The sequence below is a fragment of the Devosia sp. genome (assembly GCF_036563435.1).
Taxonomy (GTDB): domain Bacteria; phylum Pseudomonadota; class Alphaproteobacteria; order Rhizobiales; family Devosiaceae; genus Devosia.
In genome coordinates this window covers 44101-69455 of the sequence record NZ_DATCMJ010000018.1, presented here as the reverse complement: position 1 = coordinate 69455, position 25355 = coordinate 44101, and the positions used below count along the sequence as shown (strand labels likewise).

At 64.1% G+C, this 25355-nt stretch carries 22 protein-coding genes and 1 tRNA gene; 16 read left to right on the top strand and 7 right to left on the bottom strand.

What is annotated here, in order from left to right:
• Positions 1-7: 7 nt before the first annotated feature.
• Positions 8-412 (top strand): helix-turn-helix domain-containing protein, encoded by a 405-nt coding sequence (locus tag VIL88_RS12860; RefSeq protein WP_331989450.1) that lies wholly within the window; start codon positions 8-10, stop codon positions 410-412.
• On the opposite strand, the gene VIL88_RS12855 is transcribed toward VIL88_RS12860, so the two are convergent.
• The gene (locus VIL88_RS12855; RefSeq protein ID WP_331989448.1) at positions 409-702 is read right to left on the bottom strand and encodes a hypothetical protein; all 294 of its coding nucleotides are present in this window, start codon (positions 700-702) and stop codon (positions 409-411) included. The two genes, VIL88_RS12860 and VIL88_RS12855, sit on opposite strands and share 4 nt — an antisense overlap.
• A 128-nt stretch (positions 703-830) precedes the next feature.
• Here VIL88_RS12855 and VIL88_RS12850 point away from each other — a divergent pair, with 128 nt between their 5' ends.
• From VIL88_RS12850 to gyrA, 3 genes are all read left to right on the top strand, one after another.
• Positions 831-1418, top strand: coding sequence for a helix-turn-helix domain-containing protein (locus VIL88_RS12850; protein ID WP_331989446.1), 588 nt, complete (start codon positions 831-833; stop codon positions 1416-1418).
• Between the two features lie 11 nt (positions 1419-1429).
• The gene (locus VIL88_RS12845; protein WP_331989444.1) at positions 1430-2650 is read left to right on the top strand and encodes an MFS transporter; all 1221 of its coding nucleotides are present in this window, start codon (positions 1430-1432) and stop codon (positions 2648-2650) included.
• Positions 2651-2736: 86 nt separating this feature from the next.
• Positions 2737-5496, top strand: coding sequence for a DNA gyrase subunit A (gyrA, locus tag VIL88_RS12840; protein ID WP_331989442.1), 2760 nt, complete (start codon positions 2737-2739; stop codon positions 5494-5496).
• Positions 5497-5540: 44 nt separating this feature from the next.
• Here the strand turns inward: gyrA and VIL88_RS12835 are convergent, their stop codons facing one another.
• Positions 5541-5798, bottom strand: a complete 258-nt coding sequence (locus tag VIL88_RS12835) for a DUF2171 domain-containing protein (protein ID WP_331989440.1) — start codon at positions 5796-5798, stop codon at positions 5541-5543.
• Between the two features lie 124 nt (positions 5799-5922).
• Here VIL88_RS12835 and coaD point away from each other — a divergent pair, with 124 nt between their 5' ends.
• The 4 genes from coaD (at position 5923) to VIL88_RS12815 (ending at position 8249) form a co-directional block, all read left to right on the top strand.
• Positions 5923-6417, top strand: a complete 495-nt coding sequence (gene coaD, locus VIL88_RS12830) for a pantetheine-phosphate adenylyltransferase (protein WP_331989438.1) — start codon at positions 5923-5925, stop codon at positions 6415-6417.
• On the top strand, positions 6414-7001 hold the full coding sequence (locus tag VIL88_RS12825) for a peptidylprolyl isomerase (RefSeq protein WP_331989436.1): 588 nt from the start codon (positions 6414-6416) through the stop codon (positions 6999-7001). The genes coaD and VIL88_RS12825 overlap by 4 nt, the downstream gene beginning before the upstream one ends.
• 209 nt (positions 7002-7210) lie before the next feature.
• Entirely contained in the window at positions 7211-7723 is a 513-nt protein-coding gene (locus VIL88_RS12820) for a peptidylprolyl isomerase (RefSeq protein ID WP_331989434.1), read from the top strand.
• A gap of 76 nt (positions 7724-7799) precedes the next feature.
• Entirely contained in the window at positions 7800-8249 is a 450-nt protein-coding gene (locus VIL88_RS12815) for a DMT family transporter (RefSeq protein ID WP_331989432.1), read from the top strand.
• Here VIL88_RS12815 and uvsE read toward each other — a convergent pair.
• Positions 8246-9283 carry a UV DNA damage repair endonuclease UvsE gene (gene uvsE / locus VIL88_RS12810; RefSeq protein ID WP_331989430.1) on the bottom strand — a complete coding sequence of 346 codons (1038 nt, stop codon included), beginning with the start codon at positions 9281-9283 and terminating at the stop codon, positions 8246-8248. The two genes, VIL88_RS12815 and uvsE, sit on opposite strands and share 4 nt — an antisense overlap.
• Positions 9284-9378: 95 nt before the next feature.
• Here uvsE and queA point away from each other — a divergent pair, with 95 nt between their 5' ends.
• The 4 genes from queA to map all read left to right on the top strand — a co-directional run bounded on the left by queA (position 9379) and on the right by map (position 14122).
• The gene (queA, locus tag VIL88_RS12805; RefSeq protein ID WP_331989428.1) at positions 9379-10437 is read left to right on the top strand and encodes a tRNA preQ1(34) S-adenosylmethionine ribosyltransferase-isomerase QueA; all 1059 of its coding nucleotides are present in this window, start codon (positions 9379-9381) and stop codon (positions 10435-10437) included.
• Positions 10438-10572: 135 nt separating this feature from the next.
• Positions 10573-11712 (top strand): tRNA guanosine(34) transglycosylase Tgt, encoded by a 1140-nt coding sequence (gene tgt, locus VIL88_RS12800; protein ID WP_331989426.1) that lies wholly within the window; start codon positions 10573-10575, stop codon positions 11710-11712.
• A 20-nt stretch (positions 11713-11732) separates the two neighbouring features.
• Complete coding sequence (gene pgi, locus VIL88_RS12795) at positions 11733-13370, top strand: glucose-6-phosphate isomerase (RefSeq protein ID WP_414650138.1); 1638 nt, start codon at positions 11733-11735, stop codon at positions 13368-13370.
• Positions 13367-14122, top strand: coding sequence for a type I methionyl aminopeptidase (gene map, locus VIL88_RS12790; protein WP_331989424.1), 756 nt, complete (start codon positions 13367-13369; stop codon positions 14120-14122). The genes pgi and map overlap by 4 nt, the downstream gene beginning before the upstream one ends.
• On the opposite strand, the gene VIL88_RS12785 is transcribed toward map, so the two are convergent.
• The 3 genes from VIL88_RS12785 to VIL88_RS12775 all read right to left on the bottom strand — a co-directional run bounded on the left by VIL88_RS12785 (position 14119) and on the right by VIL88_RS12775 (position 15600).
• Positions 14119-14646: a hypothetical protein gene (locus VIL88_RS12785; protein WP_331989422.1), complete on the bottom strand. Its 528-nt coding sequence runs from the start codon at positions 14644-14646 to the stop codon at positions 14119-14121. The two genes, map and VIL88_RS12785, sit on opposite strands and share 4 nt — an antisense overlap.
• Positions 14647-14673: 27 nt before the next feature.
• Positions 14674-14748 (bottom strand) — tRNA-Lys (locus VIL88_RS12780).
• 81 nt (positions 14749-14829) lie between these two features.
• A complete protein-coding gene (locus VIL88_RS12775) occupies positions 14830-15600 on the bottom strand; it encodes a hypothetical protein (RefSeq protein ID WP_331989420.1) in 771 nt (256 codons plus the stop codon).
• Positions 15601-15739: 139 nt separating this feature from the next.
• Here VIL88_RS12775 and glmU point away from each other — a divergent pair, with 139 nt between their 5' ends.
• Positions 15740-17092 (top strand): bifunctional UDP-N-acetylglucosamine diphosphorylase/glucosamine-1-phosphate N-acetyltransferase GlmU, encoded by a 1353-nt coding sequence (glmU, locus tag VIL88_RS12770; protein ID WP_331989418.1) that lies wholly within the window; start codon positions 15740-15742, stop codon positions 17090-17092.
• A 3-nt stretch (positions 17093-17095) separates the two neighbouring features.
• Positions 17096-18922 carry a glutamine--fructose-6-phosphate transaminase (isomerizing) gene (gene glmS / locus VIL88_RS12765; RefSeq protein ID WP_331989416.1) on the top strand — a complete coding sequence of 609 codons (1827 nt, stop codon included), beginning with the start codon at positions 17096-17098 and terminating at the stop codon, positions 18920-18922.
• 140 nt (positions 18923-19062) lie between these two features.
• Here glmS and recG read toward each other — a convergent pair whose 3' ends face one another.
• The gene (recG, locus tag VIL88_RS12760) at positions 19063-21171 is read right to left on the bottom strand and encodes an ATP-dependent DNA helicase RecG (RefSeq protein ID WP_331989414.1); all 2109 of its coding nucleotides are present in this window, start codon (positions 21169-21171) and stop codon (positions 19063-19065) included.
• Positions 21172-21472: 301 nt separating this feature from the next.
• Between recG and VIL88_RS12755 the strand changes: the two genes are divergently transcribed.
• The gene (locus VIL88_RS12755) at positions 21473-21751 is read left to right on the top strand and encodes a succinate dehydrogenase assembly factor 2 (protein WP_331989413.1); all 279 of its coding nucleotides are present in this window, start codon (positions 21473-21475) and stop codon (positions 21749-21751) included.
• Complete coding sequence (mfd, locus tag VIL88_RS12750) at positions 21748-25233, top strand: transcription-repair coupling factor (protein WP_331989411.1); 3486 nt, start codon at positions 21748-21750, stop codon at positions 25231-25233. The genes VIL88_RS12755 and mfd overlap by 4 nt, the downstream gene beginning before the upstream one ends.
• Positions 25234-25355 lie beyond the last annotated feature (122 nt).

Below are 25355 nucleotides of genomic sequence, written 5' to 3'. Positions count from 1 at the left end.
AACCACCATGCGGAACATCGCCGAAGAGGCTGCGCTCTACATCGAACGCTGGAACAATGCTCCGGAGGGACCGCTGAGCGACTGCCCAGTGCGCGGCGTGCTCGACAAGATCAGCGACAAATGGAGCATGCTGCTGGTGATGACGCTGGCGAGCGGGCCGAAGCGCTTCAACCAGCTGCGGCGCGAAGTGCCTGACATTTCGCAGAAGATGCTGACCCAGACGCTGCGCGACCTGCAGCGCGACGGAATGGTGGCGCGCCGCGTGTTCGACACCAAGCCTCCCTCCGTGGAGTACCGGCTGACCGAGCTGGGACAATCCATCATCGTGCCCTTCGGTCAGTTGATCCACTGGGCCAGTGAAAATCATCCGCGCATAGATGCGGCGCGCAGCGAGTTCGACCAAACCGTCTAGGACGGAAAGATCCGGGGCTTGGGTATCCGGAGCTTGGGAGCGGCTGGGCGGCGTTGACGTTCCTCTGCCTTCAATGCGCGAATGATCCCGCGGATGCGGCGGACCACACCGACGCCGATGCCGTCGAGCTTCAACAGCTCGGCGCCTTCCATCTTGTCGATCTCGCCCAAGGTGCGCAGGCCTGCAGACTGGAGCCGCTTGCCGATTCCGTCCTCCTCGCGAAGGTCGATCACCGCAATGTTCCGCCATGTCTCGGCGCCGCGCAGCCAGGCGCGATAGGTGTCTGCCATGGCACTCCATAACCGGCAGCAGCAGAATTGCCTAGGCGCAAGGTCAGCCTCCAGCGGACAGCGGATCACAAACAAATGTTTGCAAAGATTTGTTTGCGGTCGTATACTGAGGTCCCGGAGGCTGCGCGATGACCCAACGACGGCAGATCAGCAAGGTCGAACCCAATCCTACTGCGCTCAAGGCGCTGGCGCATCCGGTGCGGCTGCGCATGCTTGCATTGTTGCGCATCGACGGGCCCGCGACAGCGTCTGGCCTGGCGCAGCGGCTAGGGCTGAATTCGGGAGCGACCAGCTACCATCTGCGGCAGCTGGCGCAGCATGGATTCATCGAGGAAGACACCGAGCGCGGCAGCAGGCGTGATCGCTGGTGGCGGGCGAGCCACGAGTCGACAAGCTTCATGACGAACGACGCCGAAGGCGAGGCACTCGACAGCGGCATTGCCTTCGGGCAGGCGGCGCTCAACTGGCAGATGCAGCAAATGCAGGGTGCCTTGCGGGAATATGCCGGCTTGCCATCGCCGTGGCGGAAGGCTTCGACCATCAGCGACTATGCCATTCCCATGACGGCCGAAGCGGCCGCCGAGCTTGTGAGGAAGCTGGAGGCCTTGCTCGAGGAAGCGCAGGCCGCCGCGCCCCGTCTGGGGGCGCCGCTGCCGGATGGAATGCGGCCATTCGCCATCATCCTTCATGCAGCGCCCTATGTGACGGAGCCGTAGGGGGAGACGGAATGAGGGTGCACCGCTCCTTCGCCGCCCTCGCTGGTGCCACGGTCCTGTCGACCACCGGCACGCGCTTTTCGGCGATTGCCATTCCCTGGCTGGTCTTGACCACGACCGGCAGCCCGGTGCTGACCGGGCTTGCCGGGTTCGCCGAGATGCTGCCCTATGTCGTGGCCAAGGCCTTCGGTGGGCCGCTGATCGACCGGATCGGCGCACAGCGCATCTCGATCTGGTGCGACCTACTCTCTGCCGTGGCGGTGACGCTGGTGCCCCTCCTGTTCTGGGCAGGATGGCTGTCTATCTGGGTGCTGTTGCCGGCGGTTGCCGTGATCGGGGTGATGCGGGCACCCTCCGACGCGGCCAAGCAGGCGCTGGTGCCAATGGTTGCAGCACTGGGGCAGGTGCCCATGGAGCGGGTGACCGGGGTCATGGGTGCCAGCGATCGCCTCGCCGGGACATTGGGCGCTGCCAGCGCGGGCGCCTTGATCGCCTGGCTAGGTCCTGCGCCGGCGCTCCTCGTTAACGCGGCAGCCTTCGTCTTGTCTGCTCTTGTGATCACTTTCGGCATGTCGGCGCAGGGTACCGCCAAGCCCAGGTCGGGGGAGGGCTATGCCACAGAACTGGCGGCGGGATGGGACGTGCTGCGCCGCGACGCGGTACTGGTCAGCATGGTGCTGATGATCGCTGTGACCAACCTGTTCGACATGGCCTATGCCATCGTGCTGCTGCCGGTCTGGGTGCGTTCATCGGGACTGGACGTCTCCTGGGTCGGCATCCTTCTGGCGACCTTTTCGGCCGGCGCCATAGCCGGAGCGGCTATTGCCGCTGCCGTTGGCGAGCGGCTGCCGCGGCTGCTGCTTTATACTTTCGGCTTCTTTTGCTGCGGCCCTATGGCCATGGGTGTGCTGGCGCTCAACCTGCCGCTGCCCGCGGTCGTCGCGGTTCTGCTGTTTGGCGGCCTAGCCGCCGGGTTCATCAATCCCATTATCGGCGTCATCCTGTTCGAGCGCATCCCAGAGGCCATGGTGGGGCGGGTCATCGCGCTCGTCGGCGCCCTGACCTGGTCGCTGATGCCGCTGGGCGGGCTGTTCGGCGGGCTTCTGGTGGATCGATGGGGGATCAGCGCGGCACTGGGGATCACGGCTGTGCTCTATTTGACGGCGGCCTTTGCACCGCTGGTCGTGCCCAGCTTCCGGCAGATGAAGCGGCAGCCGGCGGCCCAGTTCTAGTGTCCACAGCTCTGGGCGGGTAAAACTCGCATTTTTCCCCGAGAACCCCTATCTATTGGGGAACCAAACCAACGTAGAATCAATCAGTGACCGATACGCCCGAGAACGGAGCCGGCGCCCTGCCGCCATCCGACATTTCGCAGATCTCCATCACCGACGAGATGCGCAAGAGCTACCTCGATTACGCCATGAGCGTGATCGTGAGCCGCGCGTTGCCGGACGTGCGCGACGGCCTCAAGCCCGTGCACCGGCGCATCCTGTTCTCGATGAACGAGAACGGCTACGAGTACAACAAGCCCTACCGCAAGTCGGCCCGCGTGGTCGGCGACGTTATCGGTAAGTACCATCCCCACGGCGACGGCGCGGTCTATATGGCCTTGGTGCGCATGGCGCAGGATTTCTCGATGGGCGAGCTGCTGATCGAGGGCCAGGGCAATTTCGGTTCGGTCGACGGCGATATGCCAGCGGCCATGCGCTATACCGAAGTGCGCATGCAGCGCATCACCAACTCGCTGCTTGATGACCTCGACAAGGACACGGTGAACTTCCGTGACAACTATGACGGCTCCGAGCGCGAGCCGACCGTGTTGCCGGCGCGCTTCCCCAACATGCTGGTCAATGGCGGCAGCGGAATCGCGGTGGGCATGGCCACCAATGTGCCCACCCACAACCTCAGCGAGACCATCGAGGCCGCTTTGGTGCTGCTCGACAACGAGACGGCGACGACCGAGGACCTCCTCGAGGTTCTGCCGGGGCCGGACTTCCCGACCGGCGGCATCATCCTTGGGCGTGCTGGCATCCGTGCCGCCTATGAGACCGGCCGCGGCTCGATCCTGGTGCGCGGCCGCGTTGCGGTGGAGGAAATTCGCAAGGAACGCGAAGCCATCATCATCACCGAACTGCCCTATCAGGTAAACAAGGCGACGCTGGTCGAAAAGATCGCCGAACTGGTGCGCGAGAAGCGCATCGAGGGCATTGCCGACATGCGCGATGAATCCTCGCGCGAAGGCATGCGGGTGGTGATCGAGATCAAGCGCGACGCGCTGGCTGACGTGGTGCTGAACCAGCTCTACCGCTTCACCGCGCTGCAGTCGTCCTTTGGCTGCAACTTCGTGGCGCTCAATGGCGGCAAGCCGCAATTGATGAACCTGCGCGAGATGTTGCAGGCATTTATTGATTTCCGTCATGAAGTGGTTACGCGTCGCGCCCGCTTCCTCCTCAACAAGGCTCGCGACCGCGCTCATATCCTCGTCGGCCTCGCCGTGGCCGTCGCCAATATCGACGAAGTCATTGCCCTGATCCGCACGGCGCCCGATCCGGCGACGGCGCGCGAGCAGTTGATGACCCGCCGCTGGCCGGCGCAGGACGTGGCGCCGCTGATCAAGCTGATCGACGACCCGCGCCACCGCATCAACGAGGACGGCACGTTCAACCTCTCCGAGGAACAGGCTCGCGCCATTCTCGAGCTGCGCCTGGCGCGCCTCACGGCGCTTGGGCGCGATGAAATCGGCGACGAGCTCAATGGGCTTGGCACCGAGATCGAGGACTACCTCGAAATCCTGCGCTCGCGCGAACGCGTGGTGGAGATCATCCGCACCGAACTGACCGAGATCAAGGAACAGTTCGGCACGCCGCGCCGCACTGAGATTTCGGATGTCGCGGGTGACTTCGACGACGAGGACCTGATTGCCCGGGAGGACATGGTGGTGACCGTGTCGCACGAGGGCTACATCAAGCGCGTGCCGCTTTCGACATACCGGGCGCAGAACCGCGGCGGCAAGGGCCGTTCGGGCATGGCGACGCGCGAGGAGGATTTCGTGTCCCGCCTCTTCGTGGCCAATACCCACACGCCGGTGCTGTTCTTCACCGATCGCGGCATTGCCTACAAACTCAAGGTGTGGCGCCTGCCGCTGGCGCAGGCCAATGCGCGTGGCAAGGCCCTGATCAACATCCTGCCGCTCGAGCAGGGCGAGCGGCTGACCACCATCATGCCGCTGCCCGAGGATGAATCGAGCTGGGCCAACCTGGACATCATGTTCGCCACGACGCGCGGTACCGTGCGCCGCAACTCGCTGGCCGACTTCATCGAGGTGCGCCAGAACGGCAAGATCGCCATGAAGCTCGACGAGGGCGACCAGATCGTCGGCGTCGAGACGGCGACCGCCAATGACGACGTCCTGCTGACCACCGCACTGGGCCAGGCCATCCGCTTCCGTACCGACGACGTGCGTCTGTTCAAGGGCCGCGACTCGATGGGCGTGCGCGGCATCCAGCTGGCCGAGGGCGACAAGGTCATCTCCATGGCCGTGATCAACCATTCCGATGCCACTGCCGAGCAGCGCGCAGCCTATCTCAAGATGAGCCGTGCGGTGCGTGGCGAGGGCGCCGAGGAAGAGACCAGTTCGGACGAGGGCGATGTGGTCGCCGGCGACCTGCCGCAGGAACTCTATGCGCAAATGAGCGCGTCCGAGCAGTTCATCCTGACCATCAGCGAGAACGGCTATGGCAAGCGGACCTCGAGCCACGAATACCGGATCACCGGCCGTGGCGGCAAAGGCATCGTGGCCATGGCGGTTAACAAGCGCAACGGTCACCTCGTCGCCAGCTTCCCGGTGGAAGACAGCGACCAGATCATGCTGATCAGCAATGGTGGGCAGACCATCCGCCTGCCGGTGGGCGGCGACAAGCCGATCCGCATCGTCTCGCGTGGTTCACAGGGCGTGATCGTGTTCGACACGGCAGAGGGTGAGAAGGTGGTCTCGGTCGAGCATATCAGCGAGCCCGAGGGCGATGAGCCGGGCGAGATCGAGGGCGGCGGCGAGCCGATCGCCCCAGCTGGAGAATAGGGAAGGGGCGCTGCGGCGCCCCTTTTTTTAGCCTGGAGGGCGGGTCAGGCCTGCTGGCCGCCCTCTTCTTCCTCGAACGTCACGGCAACATCGGCATTGGCGGAGAGGCGCACCTTGTCGCCCTCCACTTCGGCCACGAGGCCGAGCGAAATATAGTGGTGATGGCCCTCGTGATGACCTTCGCCGCTGTCCTTCCTGGTCAGCTTGATTCTGTCGCCTTCCACATGGTCGACGGTACCGACGTGAACGCCATCGGCGCCGATGACTTCGGCATGTTCCTTGATCTGTTGGGCAATGGACATAGGGATCTCCTGTTGGGTTCGGAGGTAACGCGCCAGGTGGGCGTTTGCTGCGTCTGAGGCGCCACAAACCTTGCCTTGAACCTACCCCCATGACACAACCCCAGCGACAACAAGGGAGGATGTCATGGGCAAGCTGGTCGGGTTCTATCCGGGTTCGTTCGATCCGCTGACCAATGGGCATCTGGATGTGATCGAGCGCGCCTGCAAGCTGGTCGACACGCTTGTGGTGGCGGTCGGGATCAGCGCCACCAAGAAGAACCCGCTATTCGCCCATGAGGACAGAATCGCCATTCTCGATCAGGTGCTGGCGCCGGTGGGAAAGCGCACCGATACCGAGTTTCGGATTGTCGATTTCTCCGGGCTGATGGTCAATGCCGCGCGCGAACACGGCGCCAAGCTGATCATCCGCGGCCTGCGCGACACAACGGACTACAATTACGAAATGCAGATGGTGGGCATGAACGCGCAGATGGCGCCGGACCTTCAGACCGTTTTCCTGCCTTCCAGCCCGCCGGTTCGGCATATCTCGGCCACATTGGTGCGGCAGATCGCAGAAATGGGCGGCGATATCTCCGCCTTTGTACCGCAAATTGTCCTCAAGGCCCTGAGAAACAAATGACCGTTATCACCCGCCGCCTGTTTGGCGCCCTCGTTGTCGGCGCCATGGCGCTGTCCTCGGCTCCCGGCTTTGCCCAGAGCGGCACGCCGCACCTCATCCTGACGCTGGAAGACGGCACCGTGGACATCGAGCTGCTGCCTAGCCTGGCACCCAAGCATGTCGAACGCATCGTGGCGCTGACCGGGCAGGGCGCCTATGACGGCGTGGTGTTCCACCGCGTGATCGAGGGCTTCATGGCCCAGACCGGCGATGTCCAGTATGGCAAAAGCGGCGCGGAAGGCTTCGATCTGCAGCGCGCCGGCATGGGCGGCTCCGACCTGCCTGATGTTGAGGCCGAGTTCAACGCGGAGAGCTTTGGCCGTGGCGTGCTGGGTGCAGCCCGTTCGCAGGACCCGAACTCGTTCAACTCGCAGTTCTTTATCACCACGGCCGATGCCAGCTTCCTTGACGGGCAGTATACCGTGTTTGGCAAGGTCGTTTCGGGCATGGAATTCGTCGATGCCCTGGAAAAGGGCCCGCAGGAAAAGAACGGCGCGGTCGAGAACCCCGACAAGATCGTTTCGGCCAAGATCGAGTATAAGTAGCGATCTTGGGAGGTAGGTTGCCTACCAGACGCTGAACGCTACCCTCGGGCAAAACCTGAGGCGACTTCACTGCGGAAGCCTTGAAAATGCAGAGCCCTCGGGTCGAGCCCGAGGGTGACGATCGAGGTGGGGGCGCCGCTCCCGCCTTGCACCCAACCTACATTGGCCTTACATCCGGCCCACGATTTCTCAACCGAAAGAGCTGACCCATGGCCTATGCCGATCCGGAAAACACCCTCGTCATCGAAACCACCAAGGGCAACGTTGTCATCGAGATGCGCCCCGACCTGGCCCCCGGCCACGTCGAGCACATCAAGAAGCTGGTGCGTGAAGGTGCCTATGACGGCGTGGTGTTCCACCGCGTGATCGACGGCTTCATGGCCCAGACCGGCGACGTGCAGTTCGGCAATTCCAATCTGCCCGAGTTCAACCCCGGCCGTACCGGCACCGGCGGTTCGAAGTATGATGACCTCAAGGCCGAGTTCAACGCCGAGCCGCATGTCCGCGGCACCGCGTCGATGGCGCGTTCGCAGAGCCCGAACTCGGCCAATTCGCAGTTCTTCATCTGCTTCGACGATGCCCGGTTCCTCGACAAGCAGTACACCGTCTGGGGCAAGGTCATCGAAGGCATGGAGAATGTCGACCAGATCAAGCGTGGCGAGCCGGTGATCAACCCGGACAAGATGGTCTCGGTCAAGGTCGCGGCCGATATCGCCGCCTAAGCCCGACTCGTGGCAAGAGCTTGGACCCTCGGGCAGTGCCCGGGGGTCTTTTCTTTGACGGGAGCGGCGCTTGCGCATGGACACTCTTCTTTGGGCGCTGATGGGCGTGGTCGCCGGTGCCTGTATTGCCACCCAGGCGCCGATCAATGCGCAGCTGGGGCGTAGCCTCGGCGTGCCGATTGCGGCGGCCGGCGTGTCCTTTGTCGCCGGCGCCATCCTGCTATGGGCGATTGCGCTGATCTACAGCAACGTCACGGCCACCCCGATCAACTTCGGTGCCCCGGCACCATGGACCTTTGTGGCCGGCGGCGTGCTCGGCGCCTTTTACGTCTTCTCCAATATCATGCTGACGCCGATGATCGGCGCCGCTGCGGTGATGGCGCTCTCGGTCGCGGGGCAGCTGGTCGGCGGCATGGTGCTCGACAAGGTGGGCTTCATGGGCATGGCGGTGCGCGAGATCAGCATGGGCCACATCGCCGGCGCCGTGCTGCTGGTGAGCGGCGCGCTGATGATCCGCCTTCTTTAGGCGGGCTCCTGCTCGAGGATCGCGGCTTCTTCGGCGTCGAGCTGAGCCTGCGATGCCGCGCCCAAGCCGAAGCGCTGCGCCACATCGGGTGCATAGCGCACGAGATCTGGCCTGAGCTTGATCAGGGCCAGGTCCTTGCTCTTGGCTTCCAGCATGACGTCGAAGTCGAGCCCCTCCACCACCCGCATGAAGGTGATGAACTCGAACGGGTTCACGAAATCGGCGTGGCCGGTCCAGACGGGGGCGGCATTGACCGTGACGTTCTTGCCGGTCTTCCGGTCCTTGCGGACCAGCTGGCGCAGCTCGGTCCGTGGCGAGGAGAAATGGACTTTGGGGCGCACGCCTTCGGGCCAGGTGTGCAAGATACGCTCCAGGGTCTGGCGCATGTCGGCTTGCTCGGGGTTGAGGCACCAGAAGTGCTGGTGATCAAAGATCAGGCGCACGCCGGTATGGTCGTGCAGCCAGAGAACGTCTTGGGCGGAGAAACGCAGGTCGTCGTGTTCCAGAACCAGGCGCCGCCGCACCGGTTCAGGCAGCGTGGTCCAGGTGTCCGCCCAGCGGGCGCGTGCCGCGTCCTTGTCCTCGTAGACGCCGCCGACATGAACCACGAGCACCGCTTCGGGTCCGAGCCCCATGGCATCCAGCATCTCGGCCTGGGACAGGAGGTCCCAGGTGCTCTTGCGCACCAGTTCCGGATCGGGGCTGTTGAGCACGATGAACTGGCTGGGATGGAAGGACAGCCGCAGTCCAAGCCGCCGCGCCTTTTCACCGGCTGCCGCCAGTTCGGCGGCGCTTTCCCGGACCATGGCGTGGAACTGGGGCATGTCCGGGTGGGTGGCATAGGGCGCCAGGTCCGACGACATGCGGTACATGTCGATCTTGTGCTGCGCCAGGTAATCGAAGATCTGGTCGAGATAGCCGAGGGAGACCTTGAGATGCGGTGCGCTGGTTGAGCGCCTGGCATCGTGGCTCTTGAGCTCTGGATTGCCAAGGATCTTGACGGGCACGCCAAGGCGCAGGGGAGTTTGGGTCATCGGATCACCTCTGGGGAGGCAATGCAGGCTCACGGCTTGTGTTCCCGGATGGGTTGAGCGTTTCGTCGCGGCGGAAGCCATGCTAACGGGAGGCCATGCGTGTATCCGACTTCGATTTCGAGCTGCCCGAGCAGCTGATTGCCCTCCATCCCGCCGAGCCGCGCGATTCCGCCCGCCTGCTGCTGGTAGACCCCCGCAAGGGTCTGACCGACCTCCACATCCCCGACCTGCTCGGGCTGCTTAACGCCGGCGACGTCCTCGTGGTCAACGACACCAGGGTCCTGCCCGCCGAGCTTCGCGGCACGCGGGTGCGCGGGGAGAACCGGGCCAATGTATCGTTCAACCTCCACAAGCGGGTGGATGCCCACACCTGGCGCGCCTTTGCCCGTCCGGCCAAGAAGCTTGCCGTGGGCGATCGGCTGGAGCTTGCCAATGGGCAGGCCAATGCGCTGGTGGCAGAAGTCGCCGGTCGGGGTGATACGGGGGAGGTGACGCTACGTTTTGCGCTGGGCGGCGCGCAGCTTGACGAGGCAATCAAGTCGCATGGCGCCATGCCCTTGCCGCCCTATATCGGCGCCAAGCGGGGCGTCGAGGAACGCGATCTCGTTGACTACCAGACGGTCTATGCCGCCGAGGATGGCGCCGTCGCAGCCCCCACGGCTGGCCTGCATTTCACCGAGAAGCTGCTGCAGGACCTGACCGACAAAGGCGTCAGCATCGAGAGGGTGACCCTGCATGTTGGCGCAGGAACCTTCCTGCCCATGAAGGTGGACGATACCGAAGACCACGTGATGCATTCCGAATGGGGCGAGATCGACGCGGCGACAGTGGCGCGCATCCGCGCCAGGCAGGCAGAAGGCGGGCGGGTGGTCGCGGTGGGCACGACGAGCCTTCGGCTGCTGGAGACCGCGTCACGCAGCGGTGTGTTGGCGCCGTTTTCGGGCGACACCGATATCTTCATCACGCCGGGCTTCCAGTTCCACACCGTGGATGCGCTGATGACCAACTTCCACCTCCCCAAGTCGACGCTGTTCATGCTGGTGAGTGCCTTTGCGGGCATGGGGGTAATGAAGAACGCCTATGCTCATGCGATACGCGAGGGTTACCGGTTCTATTCATACGGGGACGGATCGCTGCTGTTGCGGGCGGAGTAGCGGGACGAGGGGCTTTGAACCTCTATCTTCTCCCACGGGACGTCACCCTCGGGCCGAGCCCGAGGGTGACGATCGAGCGTGGGGAGCGCCTACGGGCCCTTTCTTCCTTTTGCCCAACCCGCTATGACCGCGCGCATGAACGCCCAAGCAAAACAAGTCAACTTCACCCTTTCCGCCACCGACGGCATGGCGCGGCGTGGCCGCATCGACACGCCGCGTGGCGACATCCAGACGCCCGCCTTTATGCCGGTGGGCACGGCCGGCACGGTCAAGGCCATGTATCCCGACCAGGTGCGGGAGACCGGCGCCGATATTCTTCTCGGCAATACCTATCACCTGATGTTGCGGCCGGGCGCGGAGCGGGTGGCCGCGCAGGGAGGCCTGCATGACTTCATGGATTGGCAGCGCCCGATCCTCACCGATAGCGGCGGCTTTCAGGTCATGTCGCTGGCGCAGCTGCGCAAGTTGACCGAACACGGCGTCACGTTCCGCTCCCATATCGACGGGTCGAGCCATGAGTTGACGCCCGAGCGCTCGATCGAAATCCAGACGCTGCTCGACAGCGACATCATCATGCAGCTCGACGAATGCCTGAAGCTGCCGGCTGAGCGCAAGGAGATGGAGCGCGCCATGCAGCTGTCGCTGCGCTGGGCCGAGCGCTCCAAGACGGCGTTCAACAACCAGCTCAACCGGGCGCTCTTCGGCATCGTACAGGGCGGCGACGATGCAGAGCTGCGGCGGCAGTCGGCCGAGGGGCTGAAGTCGATCGGCTTCGATGGTTATGCCGTGGGCGGCCTGGCCGTGGGCGAGCCGCAGGAGGTGATGTTCCGGGTGATCGAGGAAATCACGCCGGAACTGCCGACCGACCGGCCGCGGTACCTGATGGGCGTGGGCAAGCCGGACGACATTCTGGGCGGCATCGGTCGCGGCATCGACATGTTCGACTGCGTGCATCCGACGCGCGCCGGACGGCATGGGCACGTTTATACGCGGTTCGGCGTCATCAACCTGAAAAATGCACGGCATCGGGATGATCACCGGCCGATCGACGAGCGGTCACCTAATCCGAACTGCCGTCGCTGGAGCCGCGCCTACCTGCACCACCTCGTTAAGACAGAAGAGATTTTGGGCGCGATGATCCTTTCCCAGATCAACCTGGCCTATTATCAAGAGCTGGTGCAAGGCTGCCGCGCTGCTATCGAGGGTGGCCGGTTCGACGATTTTGCCGCCGAGACCCGCGCGGCCTGGACTGCCGGCGACCTGCCGGTTCTCTGATCAACACGAGGTTTCCCGAAATGGCTAAGTCTGGACGCAAGGCGAGTTTCGCGAGCCTGGGCAAGCACCGCAAGCGGCTCGAGGACCAGCCCATGCGGGTGCAGTTCGCCGTCGATCCGAACCGCTTCCGGCGCTATTCGGCGACCGGCGCGGGCATCCTGCTCGACTATTCGAAGAACCGCATCGACGAAGACGTGATGGCCGCGCTGTTCGACCTGGCGCGGGCAGCCGGCGTCGAGGACCGGCGCGATCAGATGTGCGAGGGCGAGCACATCAACATCACCGAAGACCGCGCCGTGATGCACATGGCGCTGCGCTACCAGGGCGACAAGCCGGTGCCGGTGGACGGCAAGGACGTGATGCCCGATGTGCGCGCTGTGCTGTCGGCAATCGCCAACTATACCGATGCCGTGCGCTCGGGGCAGATCCGCGGGCATGGCGGCGAGCAGTTCACCGATGTGGTCAATATCGGCATCGGCGGTTCGGACCTTGGGCCCGCCATGGTGACGCTGGCGCTGGAGCCCTATACGCGGCCAGACCTGCGCGCCCACTATGTCTCGAACGTCGACGGCGCCCATATCCATGACGTGCTCAAGCGCCTCGATCCCAAGAAGACGCTGTTTATCGTCGCGTCGAAAACCTTCACGACCGACGAGACCATGACCAATGCCAATTCGGCGCGGGAATGGATCGCCGACACGCTGGGCGAGGAGGCGGTGCCCAACCACTTCGCCGCCGTTTCGACCAACATTCCTGCCTGCGCCAAGTTCGGCATCCGCGAGGATCGTATCTTCGGCTTCTGGGACTGGGTTGGCGGGCGCTACTCGGTTTGGTCGGCCATCGGCCTGCCGATCGCTCTGGCCGTGGGCTACGACAATTTCGAGAAGTTCCTCCAGGGTGCCGATGCCATGGACCGGCACTTCCTGTCGGCGCCGCTTGAAAGCAACCTGCCGGTGATCATGGCGCTGCTGGGCGTCTGGTATCGCAACGTCTGGGGGTTCTCGACCCATGCCGTGCTGCCCTACGACCAGCGGCTGTCGCGCTTTGCCGCCTATCTGCAGCAGCAGGACATGGAGTCCAACGGCAAGTCGGTGACGCTGAGCGGCAAGCCGGTGGGCTGGTCGACCGGCCCGATCGTCTGGGGCGAGCCCGGCACGAATGGGCAGCATGCCTTTTACCAGCTGATCCACCAGGGCACCGACGTGATCCCGGTGGACTTCCTGATCGCCGCGCGTCCGCATGAGCAGTTGCCGCCGCACCATGACAAGCTTGTCGCCAATGTGCTGGCCCAGTCCGAGGCGCTGATGCTGGGCAAGACCGAGGAAGAGGTCGTGGCCGAGCTCAAGGCGCAAGGGCTGGACAAGGCCAGGATCAAGGAGCTGACCCCGCACAAGGTGTTCCCCGGCAACCGTCCGTCCAACACCCTGTTCTATGAGCAGCTGACGCCCGAGACGCTGGGCTCGCTGGTCGCGCTTTATGAGCACAAGGTGTTCACCCAGGGCGTGATCTGGAACGTCAACTCCTACGACCAGTGGGGCGTGGAACTGGGCAAGCAACTGGCCAAGGCGCTGCTGCCCAAGGTCGAGGGCAAGCAGAGCGGCGAGGGACATGACAGCTCCACCCAGGGGCTGCTCGCATACTACCTGGAACACAAGTGACCATCACCACCGAAGAACAGCTCGAGCGGCTCAAGGCCATCGGGCGCATCTGCGCCATCACCCGCGACGCCATGGCATCGGCCATGCGTCCCGGCATGACCACTCTCGAGCTCGACGAGATCGGTGCTAAGCTCCTGGCTGAGCATGGTGCCCGCTCGGCGCCGATCATCACCTATGATTTTCCGGGGGCGACCTGCATCTCGGTCAATGAAGAGATCGCCCACGGCATTCCGGGTGACCGGCTGCTGAAGGAAGGCGACCTGGTCAATATCGACGTCTCGGCGGAAAAGGACGGCGTATTCGCCGATTGCGGCGCTTCCTTTGTTTTGGGCGAGGGCGACAAGCGGCTGCACAATCTCTGCCGCGACGGCAAGAAGGCCATGTGGGCCGGCATCAACGCCGTCAAGGCGGGGGCGCCGCTGGCCGATATCGGGGACGCCATCGGCAAGTTCGCCAAGAAGGGCGGCTATACGCTGATCCGCAACCTTGCCAGCCATGGCGTGGGCGACAGCCTCCATGACGAGCCGGGCGAAATCGCCACCTGGCCGGACCGCTCCGACCGCCGCCGCATGACCAACGGCCTGGTGTTCACGATCGAGCCGTTCCTGTCGCTGGGCGGCAAGATGGCCGACCAGAAGTCCGATGATGACGAATGGACGCTGGTGAGCCGTCCGAGCGCGCCCTGCGTTCAGTATGAGCATACGGTTGTGGCAACGCCGCGCGGTGCCGTGGTGGTGACGCTGGCGGCCTAGAGCCAGACCAGCAGCATGGGGCCGGCAAGGATCATTGCCGCCCCCGCGAGGAAGCGGAGCTTGCCGAACTGGCGCAGGTTCTGCACGCTCAGCAGGCTCGACAGCACCATGAAGCCGGCGAGAACCAGGATGGTTGGGGTCAACGGTCCAAGCGTAAAGGCCGTGCGTTCCGTCAGCTGCAGGAACACCATATGCCCGACGATGAAGCCGAGCAGGGCGGTGATCACGACAGCTACGGCCTTGGAGGCGATCAGCAGCGCCATGTCGATGGAGCGGCTGGTCAGCAGCAGGGCAATGCCGGCCGAGGTTACATGGGCGGCGGCCAGGGTGGTGAAGATCTGGTTGTTGGCGAGGAGCGGCACCATTTCGGGCGGTGCGCTGAGCGGTAGCGACCCCACCATGGGCAGGTCCGCGCCATAGGTGGACAGGAGCAGGATCACGTAGAGCATGACCAAGGTGCCGACGGCAAACACCAGTGCCGTGGTGGCCAGCACTTTCAGCAGGTCGGTAAAATCCTGGGACACGTCAGCGCTCTGATGAAATGAAGGGATTGGTATGCCGGGAGGGGGTCGAACCCTCGACCATTCGATTAAAAGTCGAATGCTCTACCACTGAGCTACCGGCACGCACCAAACCAGACTTGCTGCTGGCGACGCGGCGGAACATAGCCACGTGGCCCTGACTGTCAACCGCAATTGCGCCAAAGCTCATGGGTTGAGTGGCGTTCCGGTGAACGGGACCGGCATGCAGGCGACCGATATGCGCTCCACTCGGCCGCATAGGGTGGTGGCATCGGCGAGTTGTTCAATGGGACCGACCACGATGCGTTTTTCGTCACTTTCCGATTGGTCGGCGAGACGGGGCGCCATGCCCAGGAGCAGTGGTCCGAGCTTCATGTCGAGATCGCGCCAGGCCTCGCTTGCCGCCGCGCCGTCGACCGCCGGTCCGAGCGCCACGCCATAGGCACTCTCCGCCATTGCAGTCTCGACGGGGGCGGGGAGGGGCTGCGTCGGTGCCGCCGCGTCGCTGCCGGGCAGGGGCTGCGTTCGCACCATCACCGAGCCGCCTTCTGCCGGAGCCGTTTCGCCGGCTGGCTGCTGGATGGAGGCGGTGACATTGGCAAGGTCGACCGGTACGCCACTGGCAACGCTTTCGAGCAGGGGCGGCAGGCTGACCTCCAGGGCGCCGACGCGGCGGGTGACTTCGTTGTTCTGCTGTTCGCCGAGGTTGAAGCGGTTGGTCAGCACACCGTTTTCGCGGCGCAATTCCTGCGTTTCGGAACGCAACTGCGCCACCTGGACGCGCAGTTGCTCGACGGACGCCCCTTCGATGCGGGTCCGGTGCAGGCCCGATAGCAGCGACTGCGGCATCAGAGCCGAGACATTGGCGCTCAGCACCGCAAGGGCCGCCAGCACCAGGGCAACAATGCCCCAGGTGGTTACGTCCGATTGCCGGAACTGTTCCGATGCTTTAGCCAAGGCGAAACCCCGATGGTGCCGTCGAATCAGGCGTTACATCCTTGTTGACCATGACGTGCTGGTTACCAATTCGCCAAGAGTTCATGCGACAATGCTGTGCAAATGGGGCATCTAGACTGCGCGTGCCGGAGACCTGCCGATGACTGAACTTCTGTCGATCATTCTCGCCGCGGGCGAAGGCACCCGCATGCGGTCCGCAACGCCCAAGGTGCTGCACCCGGTGGGCGGCTTTCCGATCATCGGACACGTGGCGCAGGCAGCGCGTGCGGCGGGTTCGACGCAGATCGCGCTGGTGACCGGCCCCAGGCACCAGGCCATCCGCGACGGCATCTCTGCCATCGACGCGACCATCCATCATTTTGAGCAGACCGTTGCCAAGGGCACGGCGCATGCCGCCTCAATGGCACGGGAGCTCTTCGAGAAGGCGGAGGGCTATGTAGCGGTGGTCTACGGGGATCACCCGCTACTTCGGGGCGAGAACTTCCGCGCCGTGTTGGACCGGCTCGACGCCGGCTGGGATGTGGCGATTCTGGGTTTCGAGCCTAACGATCCCACGGGCTATGGCCGGTTCATCACCGATGGCGAACGGTTGTTGGCCATTCGTGAGCACAAGGATGCCTCCGAGGAGGAGCGCCGGATCGGGCTCTGCAATGCTTGCATCCTGGCGTTCCGCGCCGAAGTGTTCCGAGAACTGATAGACAAGGTCGACAGTAACAATGCGCAGGGTGAGTTCTATGTCACCGACCTAGTCGAGCTGGCTAATGCCGCGGGCAAGAAGGTCGGCTATGGCGTGGCGCCCGAAAACGACGTCATGGGCGTTAATGACCGGAGCCAGTTGGCGCGCGCGGAGAAACTGTTCCAGGAAGTGCGGCGCGACGATTTCATGAAGGCCGGCGTGACGCTCAAGGATCCGGACAGCGTCTGGTTCTCCTACGACACCGAACTGGGGCGTGACGTGACGATCTATCCCAATGTGGTGTTCGGACCTGGGGTCAAGATCGGCGACAATGTGGAGGTCAGGGCCTTCTGCGACATCGAGGATGCCGTGATCGGCGAGGGCGCTTCTATCGGTCCTTTCGCCCGCATTCGCGGCGGCGCGGAACTGGGCCCCGATGTGCACCTGGGCAATTTTGTTGAGGTGAAGAAGTCGCGCATTGGCGAAGGTACCAAGGCCGGGCACCTGAGCTATCTCGGCGATGCGGAGATCGGGGCCAAGACCAATATCGGCGCCGGCACCATCACCTGCAATTATGACGGCGTGAACAAGGACAAGACCGTAATCGGCGACGATGTCTTCATCGGCTCCAACGCGTCGCTGGTGGCGCCGGTGACGATCGGCGACGGCGCCTATACGGCATCCGGCAGCGTGATCACCGAAGATGTACCGGCAGACGCGGTGGCCTTCGGCCGGGCGCGACAGGAAAACAAAGCGGGCTATGCGCCCAAGCTTCGCGAGAAGGCGCTCGCCAAAAAAGCGGCCAAGGGGAAATAGAGCATGTGCGGCATTGTGGGCATTGTTGGCAGCGAACCGGTTGCCACCCGTTTGGTGGATGCGCTGAAGCGCCTTGAATATCGCGGCTATGACAGCGCCGGCGTGGCAACGCTGGAAGGCGGCGACATCGCCCGCCGCCGCGCCGAGGGCAAGCTGGGAAACCTCGCGACAAAGCTCAACATGGAGCCGCTGAGCGGGCAGATCGGCATCGGTCATACCCGTTGGGCCACCCACGGCGCGCCGACGGAAACTAATGCCCATCCGCACGCCACCGATCGCGTGGCTGTGGTTCACAACGGCATTATCGAGAACTATCGCGAGATGCTGGCCGATCTGGCCAAGGACGGCTACCTGCCCAAGAGCGATACCGATACGGAATCGGTAGCGCTGTGGGTCAGCCGCGAACTGGCCAATGGTGCCGATCCGGAACAGGCCGTTGCGCGGACGCTCAAGAAGCTGCAGGGCGCCTTTGCCCTGGCCTTTCTGTTCAAGGGCGAGGAGGCGCTCCTGATCGCAGCCCGTCGCGGTGCGCCGTTGGCGATCGGGTATGGTGAGACCGAGATGTATCTGGGGTCCGACGCCATGGCGCTGGCGCCGTTCACCTCGCGCCTGACCTATCTCGAAGACGGCGACTGGGCGGTCATCACCCCCAATGGCGTCACCATTCGCGATGGCAAGGACGCTATCGTCCAACGCGAGCAGCAGATTTCCCAGGCGTCGGCGCTCTTGGTGGACAAGGGCAACCACCGGCATTTCATGGCCAAGGAAATCTACGAGCAGCCCGAGACCATCTCCCATACGTTGAGCCACTATGTGGACATGGGCGCCGAAAAGGTGGCGATCCGTGAGACGCTGCCTTTCGACTTCAAGGACCTGACGCGCCTCACCATTAGCGCCTGCGGCACGGCTTACTTGGCGGGTGCAGTGGCCAAATACTGGTTCGAGCGCTATGCGCGGCTGCCCGTGGATATCGATGTGGCCTCCGAATTCCGCTATCGCGAGCCGCCGCTCGACAAGGGCGGCCTGTCCCTGTTCATTTCCCAGTCCGGCGAAACGGCCGATACACTAGCGGCGCTGCGTTATTGCGTGAGCCAAGGCCAGCACGTCGCCTCGCTGGTCAATACGATCGAATCCACCATCGCGCGAGAATCCGGCGTGGTGTTCCCGATCCTCTGCGGCCCCGAAATCGGCGTCGCCTCCACCAAGGCGCTGACGGCGCAACTGACGGCTCTGGCCAGCCTGGCCATTGCGGCCGGCCGCGCCCGGGGCGTGCTCGATGCCGAACAGGAGGCGGACCTGGTGCGCAGCCTTATCCATCTGCCCGCGGCCGTGTCGGAGGCGCTGGGGACGGAGGGCCAGGTGATGGAGATCGCCAAGCGCCTCTCCAAGGCAAAGGACGTGCTCTATCTCGGGCGCGGCCCGATGTTCCCCATCGCCATGGAAGGGGCGCTGAAGCTCAAGGAAATCAGCTATATCCACGCCGAAGGCTATGCAGCGGGTGAACTCAAGCATGGCCCGATCGCCCTAGTCGACGAGGACATGCCGGTCATCGTCGTGGCGCCCTCGGACGAGTTGGTCGACAAGACCTTGAGCAACATGCAGGAAGTGGCAGCGCGCGGCGGCAAGATCATCCTGATCACCGATGCCGAGGGTGCGCAGACGGTGGGTCACGGCGTCGCCGACATCATCGAGATCCCGCACGTGTCGAGCTTCGTGGCGCCGATCCTCGCAACGATCCCGGTACAATTGCTGGCCTACCATACGGCCGTGTTCATGGGGACGGACGTGGACCAGCCGCGGAATCTGGCGAAGTCGGTGACGGTGGAATAGAGCGTCGCGCGTCGGCAGGACCACCGGCGGACGTCACCCTCGGGCTTAACCCGAGGGCGTTGCACTTGATCAGCGTCGGTAAGTGAATAGCCCTCGGGTCAGGCCCAAGGGTGACGATCGGGGGTGCGAGGGTACCTGCGTTATCCCGCCCGGATGAGCGGGATCGCCAGGTCCTTCCTAAACAGATAGAGCAGCGTGCGGGCGGCTTCGCCTTCGGGACCGGCGAGGCCTGGATTGCGCTGGAGCATGGCCTTTGCTGCGTCGTGGGCATAGTCGAGCAGGTGCCGGTGCACGTCGGGCACGGCGAGGCGATAGCCGGGCATGCCGGATTGGCGCGTGCCGAGGACATCGCCCTGACCGCGCAGTTCGAGGTCGCGTTCGGCGATCTCGAAACCGTCTTCGGTGGACTTGATGGTGTCGAGACGGGCTCTGGCGGTTTCGCTGAGCGGCTCCTTGTAGAGCAGGAGGCAAGCGGAGCGTTGCGAGCCGCGGCCGACGCGGCCGCGCAGCTGGTGCAGCTGGGCGAGGCCGAAGCGCTCGGCGTGCTCGATGATCATGATGGAGGCGTTGGGCACGTCGACGCCCACTTCGATCACCGTGGTGGCGACGAGGAGCTTGAGCTCGTTGGCGGCAAAGCGCTGCATCACCTCCTGCTTGGCCGCAGCGCTCATGCGGCCATGCACCAAGGCGACCCCGTCGCCGAAGACTTTTTGAAGCTCGGCAAAGCGGTCTTCGGCGGCGACCACTTCGAGATGCTCGCTTTCCTCCACCAGAGGGCAAACCCAGAAGGCCTGGGCACCTTCGCCGAGGCGGGCCTGGAGGCGGGAAACCACGCGGCTGTAGTCGTTGATCGAGAGCACGGCCGTGTCGATCGGCTGGCGGCCGCGCGGCTTTTCGCGCAGGACGCTGACGGCCATGTCGCCGAAATGGGTGAGGACCAGGGTGCGTGGAATAGGCGTCGCGGTCATCACCAACAGGTCGGTGTGGCGGCCCTTATCGGAAAGCGCGAGGCGCTGGTGGACGCCGAAGCGGTGCTGTTCGTCGACGACCGTGAGGCCAAGGTTGTGGAACTCGACGCCGGACTGGAACAGGGCGTGGGTGCCGACGACGATGGTCGTGTCGCCGTTGGCGATGCCGGCGAGCTTGGCGCGGCGTTCGGCGGCGGGCATCTTGCCGGTGAGGAGTTCGCAGCCCACGCCGGCAGCGTCGCAAAGCGGTTTGAGCGTCTTAAAGTGCTGAGAGGCCAGCAATTCCGTCGGCGCCATCAGGGCGGACTGGGCGCCGCTTTCAGCTACTGCAGCCATCGCCATGAGCGCCACAACGGTCTTGCCGGCGCCCACGTCACCCTGGAGCAGGCGCGACATGCGGTCGTACGAGGCGAGGTCGGCGCGTATCTCATCGACAGCGTTTTGCTGCCCTTGTGTGAGTGCAAATGGTAACACATTGCTAACACGTTGGGTGATGTCGCCGGTAAAGCTGCGGGAGATGCCGCGCACGCCGGTAACGGTCGAGCGGATCAGCTGCAAGGTGAGCTGGCCGGCGAGATATTCGTCATAGGCGAGACGCTGGCGAGCAGGGGCCCACAGCTGGGCTTCGTCGGGATTGGTCGGCAGATGCACCATGCGCATGGCATCGGCAAAGCTCGGCCACGTGCGTTCGGCCATGGTGGCCGGATCGATCCATTCGGGAAGCGCCGGTAGTCCGTCCACCACCTGGCGGACGAGCTTGGCCAGGGCCTTGGAGCTCAGCCCTTGCGTCAGCGGGTAAACCGGCTCTACCAGGGGCAGGGTGGCGAACTTGTCTGCCTCGACGATGTAGTCGGGATGCGTGATCTGCTTTTCGCCGTTGAAGAAGCCGATCTGTCCGGAAACGAAGCGCTCTTCGCCGATGGGCAGGGCCTTTTCCACCCAGCCGCCCTGGGCACGGAAGAAGACCAGCTGGACTTCGCCGGTGTCGTCATGGGCGAAGACGCGATGCGGTACGTGCGGCTTGCCGCGTGGCGGCGGCTGGTGCCGGTCGACATGGAGCTTCAGCGTGACGATCTGGTTGAGATAGGCCTCGGCGATGCCCACCTGCCGGCGGCGATCGACCACCCCGGACGGCATGTGCATCAGGATGTCGAGCGCGATCGCTTCCTGACCCTCGGGCGCCCCGAAATAGCGGGTGAGCAGCGCCGCCAGCTTGTCGCCCACGCCCTTGATGGAGTGGAGGGAGGCAAAGAGTGGCGAGAGGGTTTCGGGGCGGGACAAGCGATTCTCCTTGATGGGGAAAATGGCACGAATGCTGATGGAGTTTGAACAGCGATAGTGCAGTCGACACCCTCCCCCTTGCGGGGAGGATCAAGGGTGGGGGATAGGAGTCACGATATCCGGGCTCTCGCACCCCCACCCGGCTCGATCACGGACTTAGCGAAGAGCTAAGTCCTATCTCGCTCTCCCTCCCCGCAAGGGGGAGGGTAGCCGACTCAGGATTCTGTGGCTGACAAGCCATAACAATCACAGTAAACAGAGCGTCCAAATCGGGAACGAAATCAGGATCATGGTGCGTCAAATGACTGCCGGTGAAGACATTTCCATGCGCCGCAAGAAGTTGCGCTATCGTGCCTGGCACCGCGGGACCAAGGAGATGGACCTGATCCTGGGGCCCTATGCCGACCAGCATACCGAGGCCATGAACGAGGCGGAACTCGATCGGCTCGAAGCGCTTATGGATGAAGAGGACCCGCCGCTGCTCAAATGGGTGATGGGCCAGGAGGAGCCGCCGGCCCATGTCGATCGCGAATTTCTCGCCCATCTCATTGCTGACCACCAAGCGCGGCTGAACCCATGAACGAAATCGTCGCCCAGCGCCCCACGCGCACCATCAGCAATGTCCCCGATGGCATGCAGCCCATGGTGCTTGCCGGGCTGGTGCAGAAGCGGGTGGAGGCAGCGCCCGATGACGCAGCCAGCATCGTCTTCGTGGCGCGCGACGGGCGCCGGTTGCAGCGGATGGCCGATATCCTGACGGCCATGCTGCCTGGGCATACGATCCTGACACTGCCGGCCTGGGATTGCCTGCCCTATGACCGCGTCTCGCCCAACAACGTGACCATCGCGGCGCGGATGAACACGCTTGCGGCGCTGACCAGCGGGACCAAGGGCGCGGTGGTGCTGACCGCGGTCAACGCCCTGATCCAGAAGCTGCCGCCGCGGGATGTGGTGGAGACCATGTCCTTCTCGGCGGCGACGGGACGGGTGGTCGACAGCAGTAAGCTGATCGCCTGGGCGTCCAACAATGGCTACCTGCGCGTGCCGACCGTGCGCGAGAGCGGCGAATACGCAGTCCGCGGCGGATTGGTGGACCTGTTTCCCGCAAGTGCCGAGGCGCCGCTGCGTTTCGACTTCTTCGGCAGCCAGCTGGAATCCATCCGCAGCTTCGATCCGGATTCGCAGCGCACCACGGGCACGCTCAAGCGCGTGGACCTGACGCCCATGAGCGAGGTGGTGCTGACGGAAGACACCATCAGGCGGTTCCGGCAGAACTATACGGCGGCCTTCGGCGGCAATACCGTCGATGATACGCTCTACGCCTCGGTCAGCGGCGGCTCGCGCTATTCGGGCACCGAGCACTGGCTGCCCTTCTTCTATGACCATCTCGACACGCTGGCTGACTATGTCGGTGATGCGCCTTTCGTCTTCGACGAGCAGGCAGTGGAAGCATATGGCGACCGCGCCACGCAGGTGAAGGACTACTATGACGCGCGCGAGGCGGCGCGGCTGGCGCCTGTGGTGGCCGGGGCAGGGGCGCCCTACAAGCCGATCAAGCCCGAACTGCTTTACGCGGTGGACGAGCATCCCTATGCGCTGGCAGGCGCTAGCGTGGTGCAGCTCAGCCAGTTCATGGCGCCCAACACCAAGGCCAGTGACGATGCCGGCGGGCGCATTGCCCCAAGCTTTGCCGCCGAACGCCAAGCCTCGGACGTCAACCTGTTCCAAGCCGTGGTCGATCGTCTGCTGACGGAGCGCCGCAACGGGCGACGGGCGGTAATCGCCAGCTGGAGCGCCGGTACGCGCGACCGCATGGCTCAGGTGCTCAAGGACCATGGGCTCACCAATCCGCGCCTGGCGGAAAACTGGCGCGATGCCGAAACGACCAGCGCGGCAACCACGTCGCTGGTGGTGCTGCCGCTCGAAACGGGTTTTGAAACCAAGGACCTTCTGGTTCTGTCCGAACAGGACATTTTGGGTGAGCGGATCCTGCGGCCGCAACGCAAGAAGAAGGCCTCTGATGCGCTGACAGAGGCTGCGAGCCTTGCCGCCGGCGACCTCGTCGTCCACGTAGACCACGGTATCGGCCGGTTTCTTGGGCTCAAGGTGGTCGAGGCGGGCGGCGCTCCGCATGAATGCGTCGAGCTCGAATATGGCGGCGAAACCAAGCTCTACCTGCCGGTCGAGAATATCGAGCTGCTGACCCGCTATGGCAGCGACGACGGCAACGTGACGCTGGACAAGCTGGGCGGCGTCGCCTGGCAGGCCAAGAAGGGCAAGCTCAAGAAGCGCATCCGCGAAATGGCGGAGCAGTTGATCAAGATCGCGGCGGCGCGCCTCTTGACCAAGGCCGAGGTCATCGAGCTCAACCCAGGCGCCTATGACGAATTCGCCGCGCGCTTCCCCTATGAGGAAACCGAGGACCAGCTTGCCGCCATCGAAGCGGTGTTCGACGACATCACCTCCGGCCGCGTCATGGATCGGCTGGTGTGCGGCGACGTCGGCTTCGGCAAGACCGAGGTGGCGCTGCGTGCCGCCTTTGCCGTGGCGCTGAGCGGCAAGCAGGTGGCCGTGGTGGTGCCCACGACGCTTCTGGCACGGCAGCACTTCAAGACCTTTGCCGAACGCTTCGCCGGCCTGCCGGTCAGGGTGCGGCATGCCTCGCGCATGGTCAGTGCGGCCGAGCTCAAGGCAACCAAGGAAGGCCTGGCCGATGGCCAGGTCGACATCGTGGTCGGCACCCATGCGCTCCTGAGCAAGACCATCAAGTTCCACAACCTCGGCCTCGTGATCGTGGACGAGGAGCAGCATTTCGGCGTGGGCCACAAGGAGCGCCTCAAGGAGCTCAAGGCCAATGTGCATGTGCTGACGCTGACGGCGACGCCAATTCCGCGTACGCTGCAGCTGGCGCTGACCGGCGTCCGCGACCTGTCGCTGCTGGCGACGCCGCCGGTGGACCGCCTCGCAATCCGCACCTTCATTGCGCCCTTCGACCCGCTATCGATCCGCGAGGCGCTGCTGCGCGAAAAGTACCGCGGCGGCCAAAGCTTCTATGTGGTGCCGCGCATCAAGGACCAGCACGAGATTGCCGAGTTCCTCAAGGCGCAGGTGCCGGAGGTCAGCTTCGTGGTGGCCAATGGGCAGATGGCGCCGGGCGAACTCGACGACATCATGAATGCCTTCTACGACAACAAGTTCGACGTGCTTGTTGCCACGACGATTGTGGAGTCGGGCCTCGATATTCCCAACGCCAATACGCTGATCGTGCACCGCGCCGATCATTTCGGGCTGGCCCAGCTCTACCAGATCCGCGGCCGCATCGGTCGCGCCAAGGCACGCGCCTATGCGCTCTTCACCGTGCCGGCCGACAAGAAGCTGACCGATACGGCGGAGCGCCGCCTCGGTGTGCTCCAGTCGCTCGAATCGCTGGGCGCCGGCTTCCAGCTGGCCAGCCACGACCTCGATATCCGCGGGGCGGGCAATCTCCTCGGAGACGAGCAGTCCGGCCACATCCGCGAAGTCGGCTACGAGCTCTACCAGTCCATGCTGGAAGAAGCGGTCGCCAGCCTAAAGAACGGTGACGAGGATTATGACGACAAGCACGAGTGGAGCCCGCAGATCTCGCTGGGCATGCCGGTGATGATTCCCGAACACTACATTCCCGACCTGCAGCTGCGCATGCAGCTCTATCGGCGCCTGGGCGACCTGACCGAAGTGCGGGACATCGACGCGGCCGGTGCCGAGCTCATCGACCGCTTCGGGCCGCTGCCCGAGGAGGTCGAGGCGCTGCTCAAGGTCATCCTGGTCAAGGCGCTGTGCCGCAAGGCCAACGTCGAGAAGGTGGATGCCGGGCCCAAGGGCGCGGTGATCACGCTGCGCGGGAACGAGTTCCCCAACCCGGCCGCTTTGGTCAAGCTGGTGAGCGACCCCGCCAACCAGGTCCGTATCAAACCCGATCAGAAACTCGTGTTCGCCCGCAATTGGCCGACGCCGAACGACCGGTTAAAAGGCGCTGCCGCAATCCTCTCACGTCTAGCAAAACTGGCGGAAAACGCGGCCTGAGCCAGCCGTATAAACCCTGTCCGGCCATAATCCTTTCGCAAGGAGTGTCGGTCATGTTATTGCCCGAATTCAGCACTTGAAGGGCAGTTCAATTCACGCGGTGGCATCAGGCCATCCGGGAC

Coding starts and splice junctions, on each gene's coding strand:
- VIL88_RS12860 (WP_331989450.1), top strand. CDS start 8: ATGCGGAACATCGCCGAAGAGGCTGCGCTCTACATCGAACGCTGGAAC.
- VIL88_RS12855 (WP_331989448.1), bottom strand. CDS start 702: ATGGCAGACACCTATCGCGCCTGGCTGCGCGGCGCCGAGACATGGCGG.
- VIL88_RS12850 (WP_331989446.1), top strand. CDS start 831: ATGACCCAACGACGGCAGATCAGCAAGGTCGAACCCAATCCTACTGCG.
- VIL88_RS12845 (WP_331989444.1), top strand. CDS start 1,430: ATGAGGGTGCACCGCTCCTTCGCCGCCCTCGCTGGTGCCACGGTCCTG.
- VIL88_RS12835 (WP_331989440.1), bottom strand. CDS start 5,798: ATGTCCATTGCCCAACAGATCAAGGAACATGCCGAAGTCATCGGCGCC.
- coaD (WP_331989438.1), top strand. CDS start 5,923: ATGGGCAAGCTGGTCGGGTTCTATCCGGGTTCGTTCGATCCGCTGACC.
- VIL88_RS12825 (WP_331989436.1), top strand. CDS start 6,414: ATGACCGTTATCACCCGCCGCCTGTTTGGCGCCCTCGTTGTCGGCGCC.
- VIL88_RS12820 (WP_331989434.1), top strand. CDS start 7,211: ATGGCCTATGCCGATCCGGAAAACACCCTCGTCATCGAAACCACCAAG.
- VIL88_RS12815 (WP_331989432.1), top strand. CDS start 7,800: ATGGACACTCTTCTTTGGGCGCTGATGGGCGTGGTCGCCGGTGCCTGT.
- uvsE (WP_331989430.1), bottom strand. CDS start 9,283: ATGACCCAAACTCCCCTGCGCCTTGGCGTGCCCGTCAAGATCCTTGGC.
- queA (WP_331989428.1), top strand. CDS start 9,379: ATGCGTGTATCCGACTTCGATTTCGAGCTGCCCGAGCAGCTGATTGCC.
- tgt (WP_331989426.1), top strand. CDS start 10,573: ATGAACGCCCAAGCAAAACAAGTCAACTTCACCCTTTCCGCCACCGAC.
- pgi (WP_414650138.1), top strand. CDS start 11,733: ATGGCTAAGTCTGGACGCAAGGCGAGTTTCGCGAGCCTGGGCAAGCAC.
- glmU (WP_331989418.1), top strand. CDS start 15,740: ATGACTGAACTTCTGTCGATCATTCTCGCCGCGGGCGAAGGCACCCGC.
- glmS (WP_331989416.1), top strand. CDS start 17,096: ATGTGCGGCATTGTGGGCATTGTTGGCAGCGAACCGGTTGCCACCCGT.
- VIL88_RS12755 (WP_331989413.1), top strand. CDS start 21,473: ATGACTGCCGGTGAAGACATTTCCATGCGCCGCAAGAAGTTGCGCTAT.
- mfd (WP_331989411.1), top strand. CDS start 21,748: ATGAACGAAATCGTCGCCCAGCGCCCCACGCGCACCATCAGCAATGTC.